Raw genomic sequence first — 16,394 nt, 5'->3', positions numbered from 1 at the left:
CATAAATCATTCCCGATTTATTTCATGGATTGATGGATGCTTTAAAGGGTTTTTAAATTATAGAATCAGGTAAAGGAAAAATTGGAATAATGAAATTTTCATCACATATTCTCGGCATTGATGTGGGTTCTGTGTCTGTTCATATTGTCGTGATAAACCGGGAAGGAAATTGCATCCATACCGGCACATGTCATCATCATGGAGAAGTAAAACAATGCCTTTCAAACTTGATTGAAAAAATTGATATAAGCCATATACATAATATTGCAGTTACCGACGAAACTCCTTCCTTTATTGATGCAACCCGGTCTTATGATGAACAATTGACCCTTATACAGACTGCTCGATATTATCATAAAAAACTTGACGCTGTTTTACACATTGGCGGTGAAAAATTTTCATTGAGCAGATTTGACGGAGGGCATACTTATATTGGCACAAAACACAACACCTCCTGTGCTGCCGGCACGGGAAGTTTTCTTGATCAGCAGGCCCGAAGATTAAACCTGTTGGGCGGCTCCCGGGAACTGAGCCAAAAAGCCCTTTTAAATTCAAATAAAATTCCTTCTATTGCTACCCGCTGTGCAGTATTTGCCAAAACAGATCTTATCCATGCCCAACAGGAAGGTTATGATATTGAACAAATCTGTGACGGTCTGTGCCATGGTCTTGCAAAAAATATCTCCAACACCCTTTTTAACGATCTACATGTAGGTGAAAAAATTATTTTTTGCGGTGGTGTTTCGCAAAACATATCTGTTAAAAATCATCTTGAAAAAATTACCGGTCACAAATTTATCATTGATTCAAAAGCAGTTTTTTATGGCGCAATGGGTGCTGCGCTGTGTCTTCTGGATGACATGCGCAATCAAAAACAAATCAAGCAAAAAAACTTTGCGTCAATTAAAGATTTTTTTATTTCATCAAAAAAAGAAAAAATTCTTTTATATCCTGCTCTTTTGCTTTCGCTTTCACAATATCCGGATTTTAACTGTTTTTCCTCCTATGTTCATGACGATGTGGAAGCCGATATTTATCAAAATCCAGCCAAAATAGACACAGCAAATGGATATCTGGGCCTGGATGTAGGATCAACAAGCACAAAGAGCATACTGATCAATCAAGATGGAATACCTATTGTCGGGTTTTATACAAAAACCGCATCAAGACCTGTGATGGCAGTTCAAAAAATCTTCAAAGCCCATGACTTGTTTTTTAAGACATATGGAATCGAAATGACCATTATTGGGTGTGGAACTACAGGCTCCGGTCGACGAATCAGTGGCAAAATCATAGGTGCTGATATTGAACCCGATGAAATTACCGCCCATGCAAGAGCAGCCGTTAATTTAAATAAAAACGTAGACACCATTATTGAAATCGGGGGACAGGATGCAAAATTTACCCTGCTTAAAAACGGCATGGTCACCTCCTCTGTCATGAATACAGTATGTGCTGCAGGAACAGGCAGCTTTATAGAAGAACAGGCTTTAAAACTTGAGTGCCCCTTATCAGAGTATTCCAAGCGTGCAGAAGGGGTTGTGTCGCCTGTGACCAGTGACAGATGTACGGTTTTTATGGAAAGAGATATCAATTATTATTTTGCCCTTGGATATCAGAAAAATGAAATCCTGGCCTCGGTTTTACATGCTGTAAGAGATAATTATCTGACAAAAGTAGCCAATATCGCCCAAATCGGAAATTGTATTCTTTTTCAAGGGGCAACTGCCAAAAACAAGGCGCTGGTTGCGGCATTTGAACAAAAATTAAACAAGCCTATCCATGTATCAACATATTGTCATTTGACAGGTGCGCTTGGAGTTGCATTATTATTAAAAGAAAAACAGATCAAAAAATCCTGTTTCAGGGGATTTCAACTTTGGAAACAAGAGATTCCGATCCGCCGGGAAACTTGTGAAATCTGCACCAATCATTGCAAACTGACCATCGCTGACATTGGTGATGAAACACTTGCATATGGTTTTTTGTGTGGCAGAGATTACCAGACAAATAAAATGATTCCAAAGCAAAACACCCATGATCTGTTGAAACTAAAGAAACAAGCCATTCCAAATTACAAAAAAACAGCTGTTAAGCACGATTTTATCATGGGTATTCCCAAAGCACTTCACCTTTTTGAAGACATTGATTTTTGGAGCCACTTTTTTTCCAGGCTGGGAATTAAAACCGTAACAAGCTCAAAGCTTACACACCCCGTAAAATTCGGGAAAAATTTTACAACAGCAGAGTTTTGTGCGCCGGTCGTTGCTCTGCATGGTCATATCAAGTATCTGATGGATATGGCTGATTACATTTTTCTGCCATTTTATTTTGAAGAAAAACCTGATGAAAAAAACATACGCAAACAGCAAAGACGCAGGCAGCATTGTTACTACACTCAGTTCAGTCCATCTGTGATATCATGTCTTTCAGATTTTGATCAAAAAAAGATAATATCACCTGTTGTCAGATATCTGTATACCAATTTTCATACCAAGCTGGAATTATACAAGTCTTTAAAAAACATATCTGCCGGGTTTTCATTCTTTGATATCTCAAACGCATATGACAATGCAGTGGAATTTAAAAAAAAGTGTCAGTCAAACAAAAAAAACATTTATCGGCAATATAAATCCAAAGGCCCTGATATCAATATTGTCCTCTTAGGAAGGCCCTACACTATTTTGGACAATAATATGAACAACAATATCCCAAAGCTTTTTGAAAATCTGGGAGTTAAAACCTTTTTTCAGGATATGCTTGATTTTGAAACTCATGATTTTTCAAACATAGACCCTTTGTTAACAGAAATTCACTGGAATTATGTTGCACAAATTCTCAAGGCTGCATATATGACGGCAAATACTGAGCATCTTTATCCTGTCTATATCAGTTCATTCAAGTGTGCCCCTGATTCTTTCGGTATCCAGTATTTCAAAAAAATCATGGAAACCCACAACAAGCCCTATCTTGTATTGGAGCTTGACGAACATGACTCAAGTGTTGGTTATGAGACAAGAGTTGAAGCAGCCGTCAATGCATTTAAAAACCACAACAATTTAACATCAAAAGCAAAAGAAAACCAAAAACAAGACCTGTCCCATCTGCATCCGAAATTTTTATCAAAGATAAACAACAAAACAATTATTTATCCCAATTGGGATTCTTATTCAGGCAGCCTGATTGTATCCATATTAAAAAACGAAGGACTTCAGGCGCTTTTAATGGAAGAGACTCCTGAAACTTTGAAAAAAAGCATGCTGACCAATACCGGTCAATGTCTTCCTTTAAATGCTTTGGCAGCGGGATTTATTCATACGGTTGAAAAAAACAATCTTGATCCGTCAAATTGTGTATTATGGTTAAATCCTTCGGAAATTGCCTGCAACATCAAAATGTACCCCTATCACATTCAAACAATTCTTAAAAAAAACGGTAATGGATTTGAAAATTCTGAAATTTATAAAGGCCAGCTATCGTTATTTGATATCTCTTTAAAAGCAGCTACAAATGCATATTTTGCCTATATGTTTGGCGGGTTGCTAAGAAGTATTGGTTGTAAAATCAGGCCCTATGAAATCCATCGGGGCCAAACAGACCAGGCGCTTGACAATGCCTTGAAAATCTTGTGCAATGCCTTTGAAATGGGCGAACCCAAGGAAAATGCATTAAAAAATGCAATCAAGCCGTTTTCAGATATTGAAACAAAAACAAAATATAGGCCCAAAGTAGGTATTTTCGGTGATCTTTATGTGAGGGATAATGATACAATTAATCAAGATTTGGTTCATTTTATTGAAGACAATGGGGGCGAAGTCATTACCACACCTTATTACAAATATATCAAAATTATTGCCAATTCTTATTTTAAAAAATGGTTTAAAGAAGGAAAATATTTAAGCCTTTTTTCAAACAAATCCCTTTTTGTAGCCATGCAGGCAATGGAAAAAAAATATTATAAATATTTTGAACCGATTTTGAGTAAATCTGCGTTTGAGGTAAAAGGATCTTATGAGAATATCCTTTCCGAATACGGCATTCTCCAGGAACATACCGGTGAATCCATGGATAATATTTTAAAAATTCACCACATCATCAACGAACACCCTGACTTAAAACTGCTGGTTCAAACTAATCCTGCATTCTGTTGTGCAGGACTCATTACAGAGGCAATGGCTCAAAAACTTGAAGCAAAAATTAACATACCCATTGTAAGTATCACCTATGATGTTTCAGGAGGCAAAAAAAACAAGGTGATACTACCGTTTCTCAAAAATTCAGAAAAAAAGCATTCGTATGAAAATTTTCAAAAATCCAAACAGCAGCTTTCATGATTTGGTTTCTGCCCTTTAGGGTATTGTGGGCAAACCAACTAAAAATACCAGGTCTGCCCGTGGCAGTTATTCCCATAATCTGAAAGTATCTGTCTGACGTTCACCAGGAAGATAGGGTTTGATTTCAGGATATTTTTTTAAAATTGAATTTTGAAAATTCATTCGTTTAACATTAAATCGGTTGTGTGCATCAACTGCCCTGCGATATCTTAAATAATACTGATCGTAATTTTTAAGATGCTGTGAGCTTTTATACTCTGTAATATTATAAAAATTGACATGGGTGTATTTCAATAAGTCTACAAAATTATCCAGATATTTTTGTAGACTTTTATAGTGCTGGATAACGGTTCTGTTAGTATAAAATTTTTGAATATTAAACACCCATTCAAATTCTTTTCTGTTAAAAAAACTTTCATAATCAGATACATATGCCGAAAGTCGGTTTATGTCATCTTGATTTTCAATCATTATGAGTCTAAGTTGATCAATAAATTCAATTGTAGTTCGAATCTCATTTATTCTGGATTCAACCTTACTGAGATTTTCCAGTTCTCCCAAGGCATTATCAAGTGTTATGGTACTTATTTTTAATTCTTCGCAAAGATGGAGCATTTGCTGTGTCACAGGAGGCAGGTGTGAATATTTGTTTTTTTCCATATAATTTGAATAAAGAAAAAATTCAGCGCCTGCTACTGCTGAAAACGTCAATAAAAAAACCATAAAAAGAATAACTCCGGATTTTTTACGGGATTTAAAAATAAAATAAGGGGTCGTAACAGGGGCAAACAAAACAATGAGGGCCCACCATTTGGGTTGATTTTTATGATAACACTCATAGAGCATTAACGAGGCAATAATTGCCACATATGAAAAATATATATAATACATTTTTTATCTGCCTTTATAGGTTTTTATGTTATGATCTTTACCATTACTTGATATGAAGATCGCGCCGTCTTCATCGGTTCTAAAAATGCCTATTCCTTGTTTCTCATATCGTTTTAAAACCATGGAATGAGGAAAACCATATTTATTGTTCCGGCCGCAGGATATTATTACACTCTTGGGGTGTACTTTATCAAGGAAAATTTTACTGCTTGATGTGGAACTTCCATGATGGGGTGACAACAGGATATCTGAATGGAGATCAAGCTCATTGTGCATGCTTAACCTTTTTTCCCTTTGCAATAAAATATCGCCTGGAAACAGCATTGAAAAATTGTTGTATGCTATTTTGAAAACAAGAGAATTATTATTAAAATCATCTGAAAACCTCTCTTGAAATGACCCATAAAAAATAAACCGGGCAGTACCGAAATCCAAATATTTACCCTGTGTTAAAGGATTAAATATTCTTATATTGCGTTCTTTGCAAGTGTTGATCAAGTCTGTATATTTTTTCGAATTTCTTTTGTCTGAGTTTTTAATCAAGGTATCTACCTGAAAGTTCTGCAAGATAAAGACAAGCCCATTTAAATGGTCGGAATCAGGATGAGTTAAAATAACAGAATATAGAGAACGGATTCTTTTTTGCCATAAAAAAGGCGCAACAATAAATCTTCCAGTATCAAATGAGGATATGTCGGAAAATCCGCCACCATCCACTAAAATATTTTTACCATTCAATGTTTGAATAAGGGCACTGTTGCCCTGCCCCACATCAATGATTGTAATTGTTAAATTTTCAGGGACTGGTTTTTTCAAACTGACATTTGAAGCATTAGCCATCACCAATACAACACTTAAGACAAGCAGCACGACAGGTGATTTTCTATGCCCTTTTAACAGGAAAAACACTGAAATAATACCCAGGTAGATTGCCGCAATTTCACTCCATTGAAAGGTGATTGTCCTTGACCATGAAAAAGGAATGCGCACAAGCCATTCACACGCTGTGATGGAGAAAGAAACAAGCGTGCTGCACACATGGATAATAAAAACAGCAAATGACGGAAGATAAGGAAAGCAGACCAGAGAAGTTAGCCCCAGGGGCAATACAATAAATCCTATAACCGGTATAAATATTAAATTGGATAGAAGTGAAATACTGGAAGCCATATTAAAATAATGGGCTGTCAATGGTAATGTTCCCAAACCGGCAAAAAAACTCACGCATACCATTAACCCCATCTTGGCAAACAAATTTTGTTTTAAAACAAATGACTTTTTTTTAAACAATATATTTTTTTTTAAAAGAGAAACACCACAAATAATAAAGGTAACGGCAATAAACGATAATTGAAATGATATGGAAAAAAGGGCTGAAGAATCCATTAATAAGATGAGAATTCCTGCGACCGAAAGGCTTGAAATAATATCTTTTTCTTTTTCACAAACAAATGAAATCAACAAAACACTTATCATTAAGAAGGCTCTTTGAGTGGATGGAGAAAATCCTGAAAAAATAGCATACCCCATTAACGGAACAAGGGTTAATATGCCTGCAAGTTTTTTAGATCTCCCTGAAATTAAAAGCGCGGGCATGACAGATAAACATTGATAAAAACAATAAAAAAACAGGGTTCCGACAATGGACAAATGAAGTCCTGAAATGGCTAAAAGATGACTGATACCGGCTTTTGAAAACAGATCCCGCACGTCAGTACAAAGAATTTCTTTTTTTCCTGTAACCAGCGAAGCCAATATTTTTCCAGGGTTGGACCGGTTCGTATGATTCAATATAAAATAATAATAATTGGTCCTGAGTCTTTCTATTTTCCGGATCAATCGTAAAAAAAAACCGACCTGATCCGGGCGTGTCAGGATCTTGATTTTTTCCTGGTAAGTATAGGCAGTACCATATATTGCCTTTAGTTTTAAAAATTTCTCATAATCAAACGCGCCTGGATTCATAAAATTTCGAATAGATTTAATGGAGGATTTAAACAGAAGAATATCGCCATACCCCGGAATTTTTTCATTCTGACCTTTTTTATCCGGACCTTTTTCAGCATATCCGTATATGTTCAGATTAATCTTGCCTGTGACTTTTTGCTTTATATTATTTTTCGTCTCTATTGTCCGGCAAAGAAGGGTGACCGTATATTTTTTTTCATAATGTTTTGCAAAAGAAACAACTTTGCCGGTAATAAGAATTTTTTTTGAATCCAGATAATTGCAAATATGATTAGAGGGCAGATCAGGGATTAATTTGATCTGAATCAAAAGATACCCGGACCAAAAAATCAACCCAAGAATGAAAAGGAAAACCAATTTTTTATTAAAATAAAATGCTGGAAAAATAATGACAGAGAAAGAGCAAACAGCCCAGAAAGCAATGACTTTATGATCAGGAAAAGTGTTTCCGGAGAGAATCCCTGCCATCAGTGAAAGAAAGACAAAAAAAACAGCTGGTTTTAAAAATTTTAAAGGTTTGAAAAATGCTTTCCCATCATTTTTCCTTATTTTTTAAATGCTTACTTGATTCGTTTTATATCCGCACCCAGCAATGAAAATTTTTTTTCAATATTTTCATATCCCCTGTCCATATGATAGACCCTTGAAATAACCGTTGTACCTTCCGCAACAAGTCCTGCAATAACAAGGGAGGCGCTGGCCCTTAAATCCGACGCCATAACGGGAGCGGCTTGGAGATTTTCAACTCCCTTGACCATGGCAATGTTACCGTTTGATATGGAAATCTTTGCCCCCATTCGAAGCAATTCATTGGCATGAACAAACCTGTTCTCAAAAATGGATTCATGAATCATACTTCTTCCGTCTGCAACAGTCATCAAAGCCATGAACTGCGCCTGCATATCGGTTGGAAATCCTGGATATGGCAAAGTTTTAATATCAACACTTTTTATGGGTTTATTCCCAATGACCCGGATGCTGCCTGAAAAGGTTTCAATGCTTGTACCTGTTGCTTTTAATTTGTTGATGATCCCGCCAATGTGATCTGGATTACACCCTTTAATAAGAACATCACCGCCTGTTGCTGCTGCTGCAACCATAAAAGTACCGGTTTCAATTCTGTCTGGAATGATGCTGATATCTGCAGAAGAAAGATTTTTCACCCCTTCTATGGTAATTATAGGCGTACCAGCTCCGTTTATTTTTGCCCCCATCAGATTCAAGGCATCGGCAAGGGCTACAATCTCCGGTTCACGGGCCGCATTTCTCAGTTCTGTGGTCCCTTTTGCCAGGGTTGCCGCCATCATTAAATTTTCAGTACCCGTTACAGTAGGCATATCAAAATATATCTCATTACCGATCAGTCGGTTTGCTTTTGCTTCAATATAGCCGTGATCAATACTGATGACGGCACCCAGAGCTTCAAGCCCTGACAGATGCATATCCACAGGCCGGGCACCAATGGCACAGCCTCCGGGCAGCGATACCTTTGCATGACCGAATCTTGCCACCAAGGGCCCTAATACAAGAATGGAAGCCCTCATTTTTCGAACCAGATCATACTCGGCTTCAATTTTATTAATTAAAGACCCATCCACTTCAAGGCAATTGTTTGATGCCTTGCATGATGCACCCAAATCCTCCAAAAGTTGTCGGATACTGGTAATATCCATCAGATTGGGAACATTGGAAAAACAGGTTTTGCCATTCACCAGAATGCTTGAAGCAATCAAAGGAAGAGCTGCATTTTTAGCCCCGCTGATATTAACTTCGCCATGAAGCTGTCTGCCGCCGGTAATTTGAATTTTATCCATAAAATACTTAACTTTATAATGATTTAAATAAGGGTTTCAGATGAAATCTATCTACGCTGTTTGATCGAAAAACTCAAGAAATATTTGTTCTCAAAGTATTACTATTAAAAGTAAAAAGGGTTTGTACCTGATTTGACCAAAATTATTTACTATTTTCCTGGTATCTGGGACGAGGATTGAACTTGTACAGAGATTATCTTCGAGAAATTTTAAGTCCTTATGAGTATTATTTAACATTGTTCTTTTTTTCAAATCCTTAGATAACAGTCATTTTCATATTCTATTTTTGGTTTTGTTTGGAACCGTCTGTAAATATTTGACCTTGACGGGCACAATTTAGGCACAACATGGGTACAAACTTAACCAATCTTCCAATTCATTTTTAGCGTGAATATTTAAACTTTTTAGTTTGAAAACTCAAGGTATATTAATTTCGGACACTATCTATACCACTTGATTGATAGTCAGATAATTATCTTTGCTTTTGCAAAAAATTATCCAAAGCTTCAAGCAACATTCCAGTCACAGTCATTTTATTGTCGTTGCCATGCCTTTCAGCTCGTTATATAAGCTGACAAGGCAATTCAATGGTTTTAAGCTTTGGGTAGGATCAAGGATAAAAAAATCAATTTGAAACCGTCTTGAAAACCAGTGAAAATTCAGATCCCCCGGAATGAAAACAATCCTTTTTTTCTGTGCAGAAGTCGCATTCAAGTATATTTCCCGGGCAGACATCTGAAACTTTTGGGATAAATCGGCACCTTAAAGAGGACACATGAATGCTGAAATCATACCGTTTTGAAAATATTTTCATCCGTAAAAGGTCTGCTCCCCTGCCTCCGGCATTAAAATCAAAAGGTGCTTTTGAAGAATAGCTTGCAGTTTCCTGAGTTGAAAAAAAACCTTCAAAAATTTTTTTCCGGTGTTCTTGAGTAATGCCCACTCCAAAATCCTTGACCACCAATACGACATCTTCCCCCTGTTTTTGTACTATGACATCAACCTTTCCATGATCAGGGGTATTTTCAACAGCATTTCTAACCAATCCGTCAATGACTTTTTGTAACAGGTCTTTTGGCATGTGAACGGCCGGGACCGAATCCACAATGCAGTTGAGTTCCAGCCGGCGGTGAGGAAAGAGGGGTTTCAGGTGATTGACCCTTTCTTGGGTATATGCATCCAGATAGATGTATTCCGGTTCTGTTTCCCTGGTATCAAAGATATCTTTAATACGGTGTCTGACCCTTTCAATCAGGGTAGTATTCCCTATTTCATCTTCAATAACCGTTTCAAGCAGGTCTGTACATTGGTCAACAATAAATGAAAGAAAATTGTAGGTTTCAAATTTTTTCTCCTGTATGATGTCATCCACCTCGCTTTGAAGCTTCCGGATACGGTCCATGTTTCTCTGTGCCCTGGCCATGGTCGGTTCCCACGTGTTTTCAGGAAGGGCGGCCAATTTTTTTTTCAGAATACTCAGTGTACCGCTGAAGATGGAAATGGGTGTTTTCAACTCATGGGAAAGATGATTGATGGCCTTGTCTTTTGCCCGGTCCAGGCTGGACAATTCCCGGTATGCTTTTTTGAGTTCTTCTGAAAAACGGGCGTTTTCAATGGAAAGGGCCACCGTACCGGCAATTGTTTCCAGTAATTCCACATCCGTATGTTCAAATATGCCCACAGTCTTATTATAAGCAGCCAATACACCGATTCTCCTATCATTGCTTTTGATGGGCACGATCACATAATTTTTAAAATCATGCCCAAACTTCATATCCCGACTGGGATAAATATGCAGGTCCCTGGAGGTATCATTGACTATCAGCGGCTCACCCGTCTTGATGACATTGCCGGATGCCAGGTCATGGATGGAGAAACGGATTTCCTTTATTCGCTTCAGGGTCGCGGTATCATCATACGCCGCACCCTGGAAGAAGAATTCCTGTTTTTCTTCGTCCAATAAAATGACAAGCGCTCCCTTTGTATCTAAAAGCCGCTTGATTTCACTGCTGATATAATCCAAAAGATCCTCAAGATCCGTGTATTCCGGAAGGGCCATGCTGATTTTCAGCATGGCCTCATTGTTCTTGGCAAACCGCTTCTCATTTGCAATATCCCGGAGGATGAGCAGTTCGCCGGATAATCCCATTTCAGATTTTGAAAACACTTCCCCCCGTGTGACCACGTCAATGAGACGTCCATCTTTTGTAAGGCGTTTGGTTTCATACCGTGGTACAATCCGCTGATCAAAAAGTTCTTTGATTTTTTCTGATGTTTCCTCTTGAAGGTGTGTGGGTACAAAAGGCATTTTTTCACCTTCCATTTCTTCAAGGGTCCAGCCAAAGACATCTGTGAATGCAGGGTTTAGATATGAAACACGCCCTTTTAAAGAGAATACCGCCATGGGGTAAGGGACAAAATCCAGCAGTTTTCGGTATCTTCTGGAGGATTCCTTCAGGGAGATTTCATTCTGTCTGAGTTGAGCAATTTCAAATTCTAAAGCCTCAACCTTTTGAGCAAGTTCTTCATAGCTGATTTTTTCAGCCATTGTATTTCTCCAATTGTTTAAAAACAAAAATGTCCGTATCAGGATCACAGGATTTTTTGAAAATTAAATACGGCCAATATCTGCACATGATCGCTGTAATCCCTTAATCCAAGGCGTTGACCTCTTTTGTTATTGGTGGTGGACACTCAGAAACCGCCCAGTTAAAACTTGTATTCATAATTTCCAGATTAACAGAATTTGATCTCTGATACAACATCTTGTGGTTAGTCAAATTTTGGAGAAAACCCACAATACAAATAGTATTATGAGCAACTTTTAGCGGTTACCCGTTGGATAATTATTTTTGAGTGAAATAAACGAAATTTATTTAAGCATTTTTTGAATCGTTTTTTTTAATAGCGGAAGATGATTTTGGCAAATATCATATATGATTTCATGATCAACTTTTTCATAATGATGGGAAACGATATCACGCAATCTCATGATATTTTCCCAATTGATCTCATCGTAATTTTTTAAAAAAGAGTTGTCTGCTTTTTTAATTTTTTTTAGCAGCTCACCAACGACCTGCAACCGCATGGCAATGGAATCAAGAATAGTAACCCCGTTATCATCAAGAACAAAATCATCCGGTTTGCGGATATCTTCGAATCGGTTAAGGATCAACTCTATTGATTTGAAAATCAGAAACATATTTTCAGAAATAATTTTATCAGGCATAAATAATTTCCTGTTCAATGCGTTTCAAAAAGCGGCTTTCTCCCATATTGCGCTTTCTGACTATCTCAATTTTCCGGCCAAATTTTTTTTCCATATATGAATTTAGACCGGCGACCCATTCAAAACGAGGTTCTGCAAATTCAACCAAAAAATCAATATCACTGTCAGGGGTTTGTTTGTTCTTGGCATAAGAACCGAATAGACCAATAGTAAGAACCCCAAAATTTTCTTGTAAAAAAGATTTTTCAGCTCTAATTATATTGATAATTTCATTTTTGGAAATAGACTTGCTCATTTGAATCCTTCTGATAACAAATATATTCTCACTATATTTGAGTGAGCCTGTACTGTCAAATTCAAACTCTCATTTTCAATCAATATTTTTAAATGGTATCCAACCAGCATAATTACTGATAGAAAAGGGATCGGTTTTATACCAATCCCCTATAATTTTATCTGTAAAGATTATCAATCCAATGAATAGCTTCTGTATCACTGACTTTTCCAAGATACCGCTGAGTGGTTGATAGATTTGCATGGCGTAGAATTATTTTCGACACGATTTCAATGGGTACCCCAGATCTGCTTGCATAAGTAGCGGCATGTCGTCTAAGGTCGTGGGGGTTCAAATTCACATTTATCATTTTTCCTGCATTTTGAACTATTTCACGGGCCCGGGTGTATCCAAATGGAAACACGTTGTGATTATCTCTATAAAGTTGAAGAATGACCTGAGTAAGGAAAATTTGAGTTTTTTCGTTGATTGTTTTTTACCGTCAGTAACCTTGGTCAAAAAACTCATAACATCTTCGGATGTGATTTCTGATATTTCATATTTTCCATATTCATCTTTGAAACGTGTCAGGAAATAGAGATAATTTCGAATAGTGTTTTTTTTGAATTCACTCTTTGATAGTCAAGAAAAGTGTCGATTGCATTTGATGTTTTCATGATGCTCTCCTTTGATAAAAAATTGGATTTCGCCTGGGAAGATGCCTCTATCGAATATTTTACAGAGCATGAGCTATTTTTTCAATTGACAGACCATAGCAAGGGCAGGGATATTCAATTTGGATTAAAATATTGTGTTGGATGTGCTGCCAAAAAGCCCGGAGTGACAGGGATAGTCCACAGGATTTTTGGAATCCTCTTCAAGGCGATAATTATATTATTAACTTGATTTAAAAAATGACATTAAATCAATTTTTTAAAAATACAAAACCGTGATTGTGTTTTCTGTCTTGGTGCATATATTCTTGGCCATACCGGGTCCCTTCAATATTAAAAAATTCAAACTCAACGCTTGTTGTTTCAAGTAGTTCTATATTTTCTGTTTTTAGCTCATGCCAACCCCTTTCTTTTGTACGTTCCTCAAACTTAATTAATTTGATAACTTCGTTCGGAGCTATCTTATCAACTTTTAATATCACCACTGGACCGTCTTTCGGTCTGATTGTTATATTAACGCTTATTGCAATCCCATTGCCAACATTGTGAACACTTTTAATTTTTCTACTTTGATCATCTTTGTTCGGCTCAGTAATAAATAGCAGAGATGGCATGATTGATAATTGTATTTGTCTGATTAATTGATCCTTTTGAACTTTGGAAAAGTGAGTATAAATTCCTACCACTATTAAAGTAAGAAAAAGTACAAAAGATGTTACAATATCTATTGTAAGCACCCATGGCGATTGGCTCCCTGCAACAAAATAAAGGTCAATAAAAACACCTAATACAAGCCCAAGAAGAAAAATAAAGGGTGTGCTAAAACATGATAGCCAGACAACGAACGTACCGCATAATTTCATTTTGTGAGAATTCATGTTCATTCCTTTGATCTGATTATTTACAATTCAAATAGATTTATTTTTCTGACCGTATTTAAAGCAATAATAAAAATCAACTAAATACATAACTTAATTTATTTTTGGGGTTTGGGATGGAAAAAAACATTGGACCATATGCTGTGGTTGGATTGTTTCTGAATAAAGCCCGGCATAACAGGGAAAGTCTGGGGCTTTTTTCAAACTCTGAAAAGCGCAGACAATAGCCAGAAGTGTTTTGCCCATTAAAATTCGGTCTGGAAAGATAAATTTCTTAGGCCCCAATTTTTAAAATATTATATTGCCGCAGGTTATTAAAAATTCAACCACCAAATATTGTAATGGGATAATATTTTTGAGGAAAATGAACCTCTACAAATTATGGTACCAATATGAATCAAATCAACTCGTTTTTAAATTAGAAGGATTACTTATCGTTTCGCATCAATTAAATATACTTGAAATGATATTTTGTATCTGTGGTAATAATCCCGAAGCAATCAAACTTCCGGTGGCCCCCTGTAATAGATTGTTAATTGAGTTCATATTGTCTTTTAGCCCAAAAAAATCTGGTTTTTCTTTTTCAAGATTTTTCTTTGTAGACTTAATAAAGGATCTAACCTTCTTTTCATTGTCTTGGCCAATTTTGAATTCGGAAAGATTTTTTTCAAGTATTTCTATCAAGTCCGAAATTTGATCTTTATCACTTTTGCATAATTCAGTTTTGTTAGTTATGGTTACATTCCTTGATGAGTTGTCAGTTATTGTAGGTGAACCTACATTGGATATATTGATATTAATATCTTGTGCTTTTACTTGTCCATTGTTTTTTAGCATAGAATGAACCACTTCCTCCAATGATGTTATACGTGTTTCATAATGATTACGTTCAATGAGCATCAACTCTTTAGTGTGCTTAACCTCAATAGCAGCCATTTCAAGCTTTTGTTTTAAAGCGATTGCTTCCAATGGTTTTTCACAGTATTGTTCTGCTTGAACCTTTCCTAAAACAACGAGACCATATTTTTCAAGCTCCTTCTCTACCTTTTCTTTTTGTCCATCCTCAGTTTCAATTATCATTGTGATTTTAAGGTCTTCTTGTTCGATTTTAATATTGACTTTTTCTTCTGGATATTTTTGACTGAGAATCTGGGAGAAATAATGCAAAATTGACATACCGGCTTGCTTATATTCTGGGAGAAATTCAATTGAACGAATTATTATTTCCTTATGATAATTTGTTCCAACTAACGGGGTTGGAATTGAAATTGAATTTTTGAATTAATTTTTTAGGAAAAAATATGATTTGATCTTGGGAAATAATCATATTTTTCAAAGTTGTGTTTTTAAAATTTGCATCTTTTATTTCGGAAGTGGCCAAATTGACCCCAATAAGAATAGAACTTTCAAAATCTGCTTTAGTAAAATTTGCAGAAATTATTTGAACATTTCGAAAATCAACCCCTGTTAGATTAGCTCTAATAAATTCATTATTTTTTATAACGGTATAAGAAATATCTGCACCTTGAAGGTTCGATAAAACAAATGAAGCATTTACAATATCAGCAAACTTAAGATTGGCAAACTTTAAATTAGCACCTCCCAAGTCTGCATTTCGGAAATTTGCACCTTCAAGATTCGCACCTTCAAAATTTACATATTTAAGATTAGCTTGTGAAAAATTGATATTTCTCAAATCTCGTCCCTTTAGATTTTTCCCTATCAAACTAACTCCTGCACAAGATACTCCCGGTTTCAATTTTTCTATATCGTACTCTTTAGGGTTAACAATATCTAAGACACTCATAATAGCTTTTAAAAAATCAGTTTTATTAATCATGAGATTTGTGATTTTCTTATTTTTTTCCATTTTTCATCTTTTATTTTTTAATTTAGAAACAAGAAGATAAGCACGCTTCCTATGATTAATCTATACCTAAAAATTAATATAATTCCAAGCTGTAAATTCTTATAAGATATAACTCAAGCAAGGACTATGTCTATTTGTTCCCCGTCCCAAGGCTGGATTTAAAAGTCCGGACTATTATTAAAAGTCCGGCCTTTTTTAAACTGTAGACAAGTGCTACATCTTGTGGTTGGTGAAAATTTCATCCATCAAACAGATAATCAACCCGATAACATAAAAAATTGCATGCTTGATCGCAGTTATGATTAATTATCCGTGTTAAGATAAGAGTATTCATGGGCTGGAATTCTTTCAAATACCAAAAATATACTTTACTGGGATATTCCTGAAAAACGGGGTTGCTCAGTGCAAGTAAACATCAACAGAATCTTGGCAGGATTTTTTCTTGCTTGACTCTAAATCACA

At 36.1% G+C, this 16,394-nt stretch carries 13 protein-coding genes; 2 read left to right on the top strand and 11 right to left on the bottom strand.

Annotation, left to right across the window (positions count from 1 at the left end):
- The first annotated feature begins 89 nt into the window (after window positions 1-89).
- Window positions 90-4,334 carry an acyl-CoA dehydratase activase gene (locus tag BLT94_RS05815; protein ID WP_092231469.1) on the top strand — a complete coding sequence of 1,415 codons (4,245 nt, stop codon included), beginning with the start codon at window positions 90-92 and terminating at the stop codon, window positions 4,332-4,334.
- A 66-nt stretch (window positions 4,335-4,400) separates the two neighbouring features.
- Here the strand turns inward: BLT94_RS05815 and BLT94_RS05810 are convergent, their stop codons facing one another.
- From BLT94_RS05810 to BLT94_RS22635, 8 genes are all read right to left on the bottom strand, one after another.
- Window positions 4,401-5,225, bottom strand: a complete 825-nt coding sequence (locus tag BLT94_RS05810) for a hypothetical protein (RefSeq protein WP_092231466.1) — start codon at window positions 5,223-5,225, stop codon at window positions 4,401-4,403.
- A 3-nt stretch (window positions 5,226-5,228) separates the two neighbouring features.
- Entirely contained in the window at window positions 5,229-7,661 is a 2,433-nt protein-coding gene (locus BLT94_RS05805) for a DNA internalization-related competence protein ComEC/Rec2 (protein WP_092231463.1), read from the bottom strand.
- A 92-nt stretch (window positions 7,662-7,753) separates the two neighbouring features.
- On the bottom strand, window positions 7,754-9,007 hold the full coding sequence (gene murA, locus BLT94_RS05800) for a UDP-N-acetylglucosamine 1-carboxyvinyltransferase (protein WP_092231460.1): 1,254 nt from the start codon (window positions 9,005-9,007) through the stop codon (window positions 7,754-7,756).
- A 625-nt stretch (window positions 9,008-9,632) separates the two neighbouring features.
- Entirely contained in the window at window positions 9,633-11,555 is a 1,923-nt protein-coding gene (locus BLT94_RS05795; protein WP_092231457.1) for a GAF domain-containing sensor histidine kinase, read from the bottom strand.
- A gap of 324 nt (window positions 11,556-11,879) precedes the next feature.
- Window positions 11,880-12,236, bottom strand: a complete 357-nt coding sequence (locus BLT94_RS05790) for a HepT-like ribonuclease domain-containing protein (protein WP_092231454.1) — start codon at window positions 12,234-12,236, stop codon at window positions 11,880-11,882.
- On the bottom strand, window positions 12,229-12,531 hold the full coding sequence (locus BLT94_RS05785; RefSeq protein ID WP_014957900.1) for a nucleotidyltransferase family protein: 303 nt from the start codon (window positions 12,529-12,531) through the stop codon (window positions 12,229-12,231). Before BLT94_RS05785 ends, BLT94_RS05790 begins: the two co-directional genes overlap by 8 nt.
- Window positions 12,532-12,688: 157 nt before the next feature.
- Complete coding sequence (locus BLT94_RS05780) at window positions 12,689-12,934, bottom strand: site-specific integrase (RefSeq protein WP_281243350.1); 246 nt, start codon at window positions 12,932-12,934, stop codon at window positions 12,689-12,691.
- Entirely contained in the window at window positions 12,898-13,101 is a 204-nt protein-coding gene (locus BLT94_RS22635; protein ID WP_407641554.1) for a site-specific integrase, read from the bottom strand. Before BLT94_RS22635 ends, BLT94_RS05780 begins: the two co-directional genes overlap by 37 nt.
- A gap of 84 nt (window positions 13,102-13,185) precedes the next feature.
- Between BLT94_RS22635 and BLT94_RS05770 the strand changes: the two genes are divergently transcribed.
- Complete coding sequence (locus BLT94_RS05770) at window positions 13,186-13,416, top strand: hypothetical protein (protein WP_092231448.1); 231 nt, start codon at window positions 13,186-13,188, stop codon at window positions 13,414-13,416.
- A gap of 19 nt (window positions 13,417-13,435) precedes the next feature.
- Here BLT94_RS05770 and BLT94_RS05765 read toward each other — a convergent pair whose 3' ends face one another.
- From BLT94_RS05765 to BLT94_RS05755, 3 genes are all read right to left on the bottom strand, one after another.
- Window positions 13,436-14,062 (bottom strand): hypothetical protein, encoded by a 627-nt coding sequence (locus tag BLT94_RS05765; RefSeq protein WP_092231446.1) that lies wholly within the window; start codon window positions 14,060-14,062, stop codon window positions 13,436-13,438.
- 444 nt (window positions 14,063-14,506) lie between these two features.
- Complete coding sequence (locus BLT94_RS05760) at window positions 14,507-15,238, bottom strand: hypothetical protein (RefSeq protein WP_092231444.1); 732 nt, start codon at window positions 15,236-15,238, stop codon at window positions 14,507-14,509.
- Window positions 15,239-15,290: 52 nt separating this feature from the next.
- Complete coding sequence (locus tag BLT94_RS05755) at window positions 15,291-15,932, bottom strand: pentapeptide repeat-containing protein (RefSeq protein ID WP_092231441.1); 642 nt, start codon at window positions 15,930-15,932, stop codon at window positions 15,291-15,293.
- Window positions 15,933-16,394: the final 462 nt, after the last annotated feature.

Source organism: Desulfobacula phenolica (assembly GCF_900105645.1).
In the GTDB taxonomy this organism is placed as follows: domain Bacteria; phylum Desulfobacterota; class Desulfobacteria; order Desulfobacterales; family Desulfobacteraceae; genus Desulfobacula; species Desulfobacula toluolica.
Note: the sequence above shows the minus strand (reverse complement) of the source record. Positions and strands in the feature narration are given on the sequence as shown.

What these genes read in the sequence shown, in the direction of transcription:
- BLT94_RS05815 (WP_092231469.1), top strand. Translation starts at nt 90, where the DNA reads ATGAAATTTTCATCACATATTCTCGGCATTGATGTGGGTTCTGTGTCT.
- BLT94_RS05810 (WP_092231466.1), bottom strand. Translation starts at nt 5,225, where the DNA reads ATGTATTATATATATTTTTCATATGTGGCAATTATTGCCTCGTTAATG.
- BLT94_RS05805 (WP_092231463.1), bottom strand. Translation starts at nt 7,661, where the DNA reads ATGGCAGGGATTCTCTCCGGAAACACTTTTCCTGATCATAAAGTCATT.
- murA (WP_092231460.1), bottom strand. Translation starts at nt 9,007, where the DNA reads ATGGATAAAATTCAAATTACCGGCGGCAGACAGCTTCATGGCGAAGTT.
- BLT94_RS05795 (WP_092231457.1), bottom strand. Translation starts at nt 11,555, where the DNA reads ATGGCTGAAAAAATCAGCTATGAAGAACTTGCTCAAAAGGTTGAGGCT.
- BLT94_RS05790 (WP_092231454.1), bottom strand. Translation starts at nt 12,236, where the DNA reads ATGCCTGATAAAATTATTTCTGAAAATATGTTTCTGATTTTCAAATCA.
- BLT94_RS05785 (WP_014957900.1), bottom strand. Translation starts at nt 12,531, where the DNA reads ATGAGCAAGTCTATTTCCAAAAATGAAATTATCAATATAATTAGAGCT.
- BLT94_RS05770 (WP_092231448.1), top strand. Translation starts at nt 13,186, where the DNA reads ATGATGCTCTCCTTTGATAAAAAATTGGATTTCGCCTGGGAAGATGCC.
- BLT94_RS05765 (WP_092231446.1), bottom strand. Translation starts at nt 14,062, where the DNA reads ATGAATTCTCACAAAATGAAATTATGCGGTACGTTCGTTGTCTGGCTA.
- BLT94_RS05760 (WP_092231444.1), bottom strand. Translation starts at nt 15,238, where the DNA reads ATGTCAATTTTGCATTATTTCTCCCAGATTCTCAGTCAAAAATATCCA.
- BLT94_RS05755 (WP_092231441.1), bottom strand. Translation starts at nt 15,932, where the DNA reads ATGGAAAAAAATAAGAAAATCACAAATCTCATGATTAATAAAACTGAT.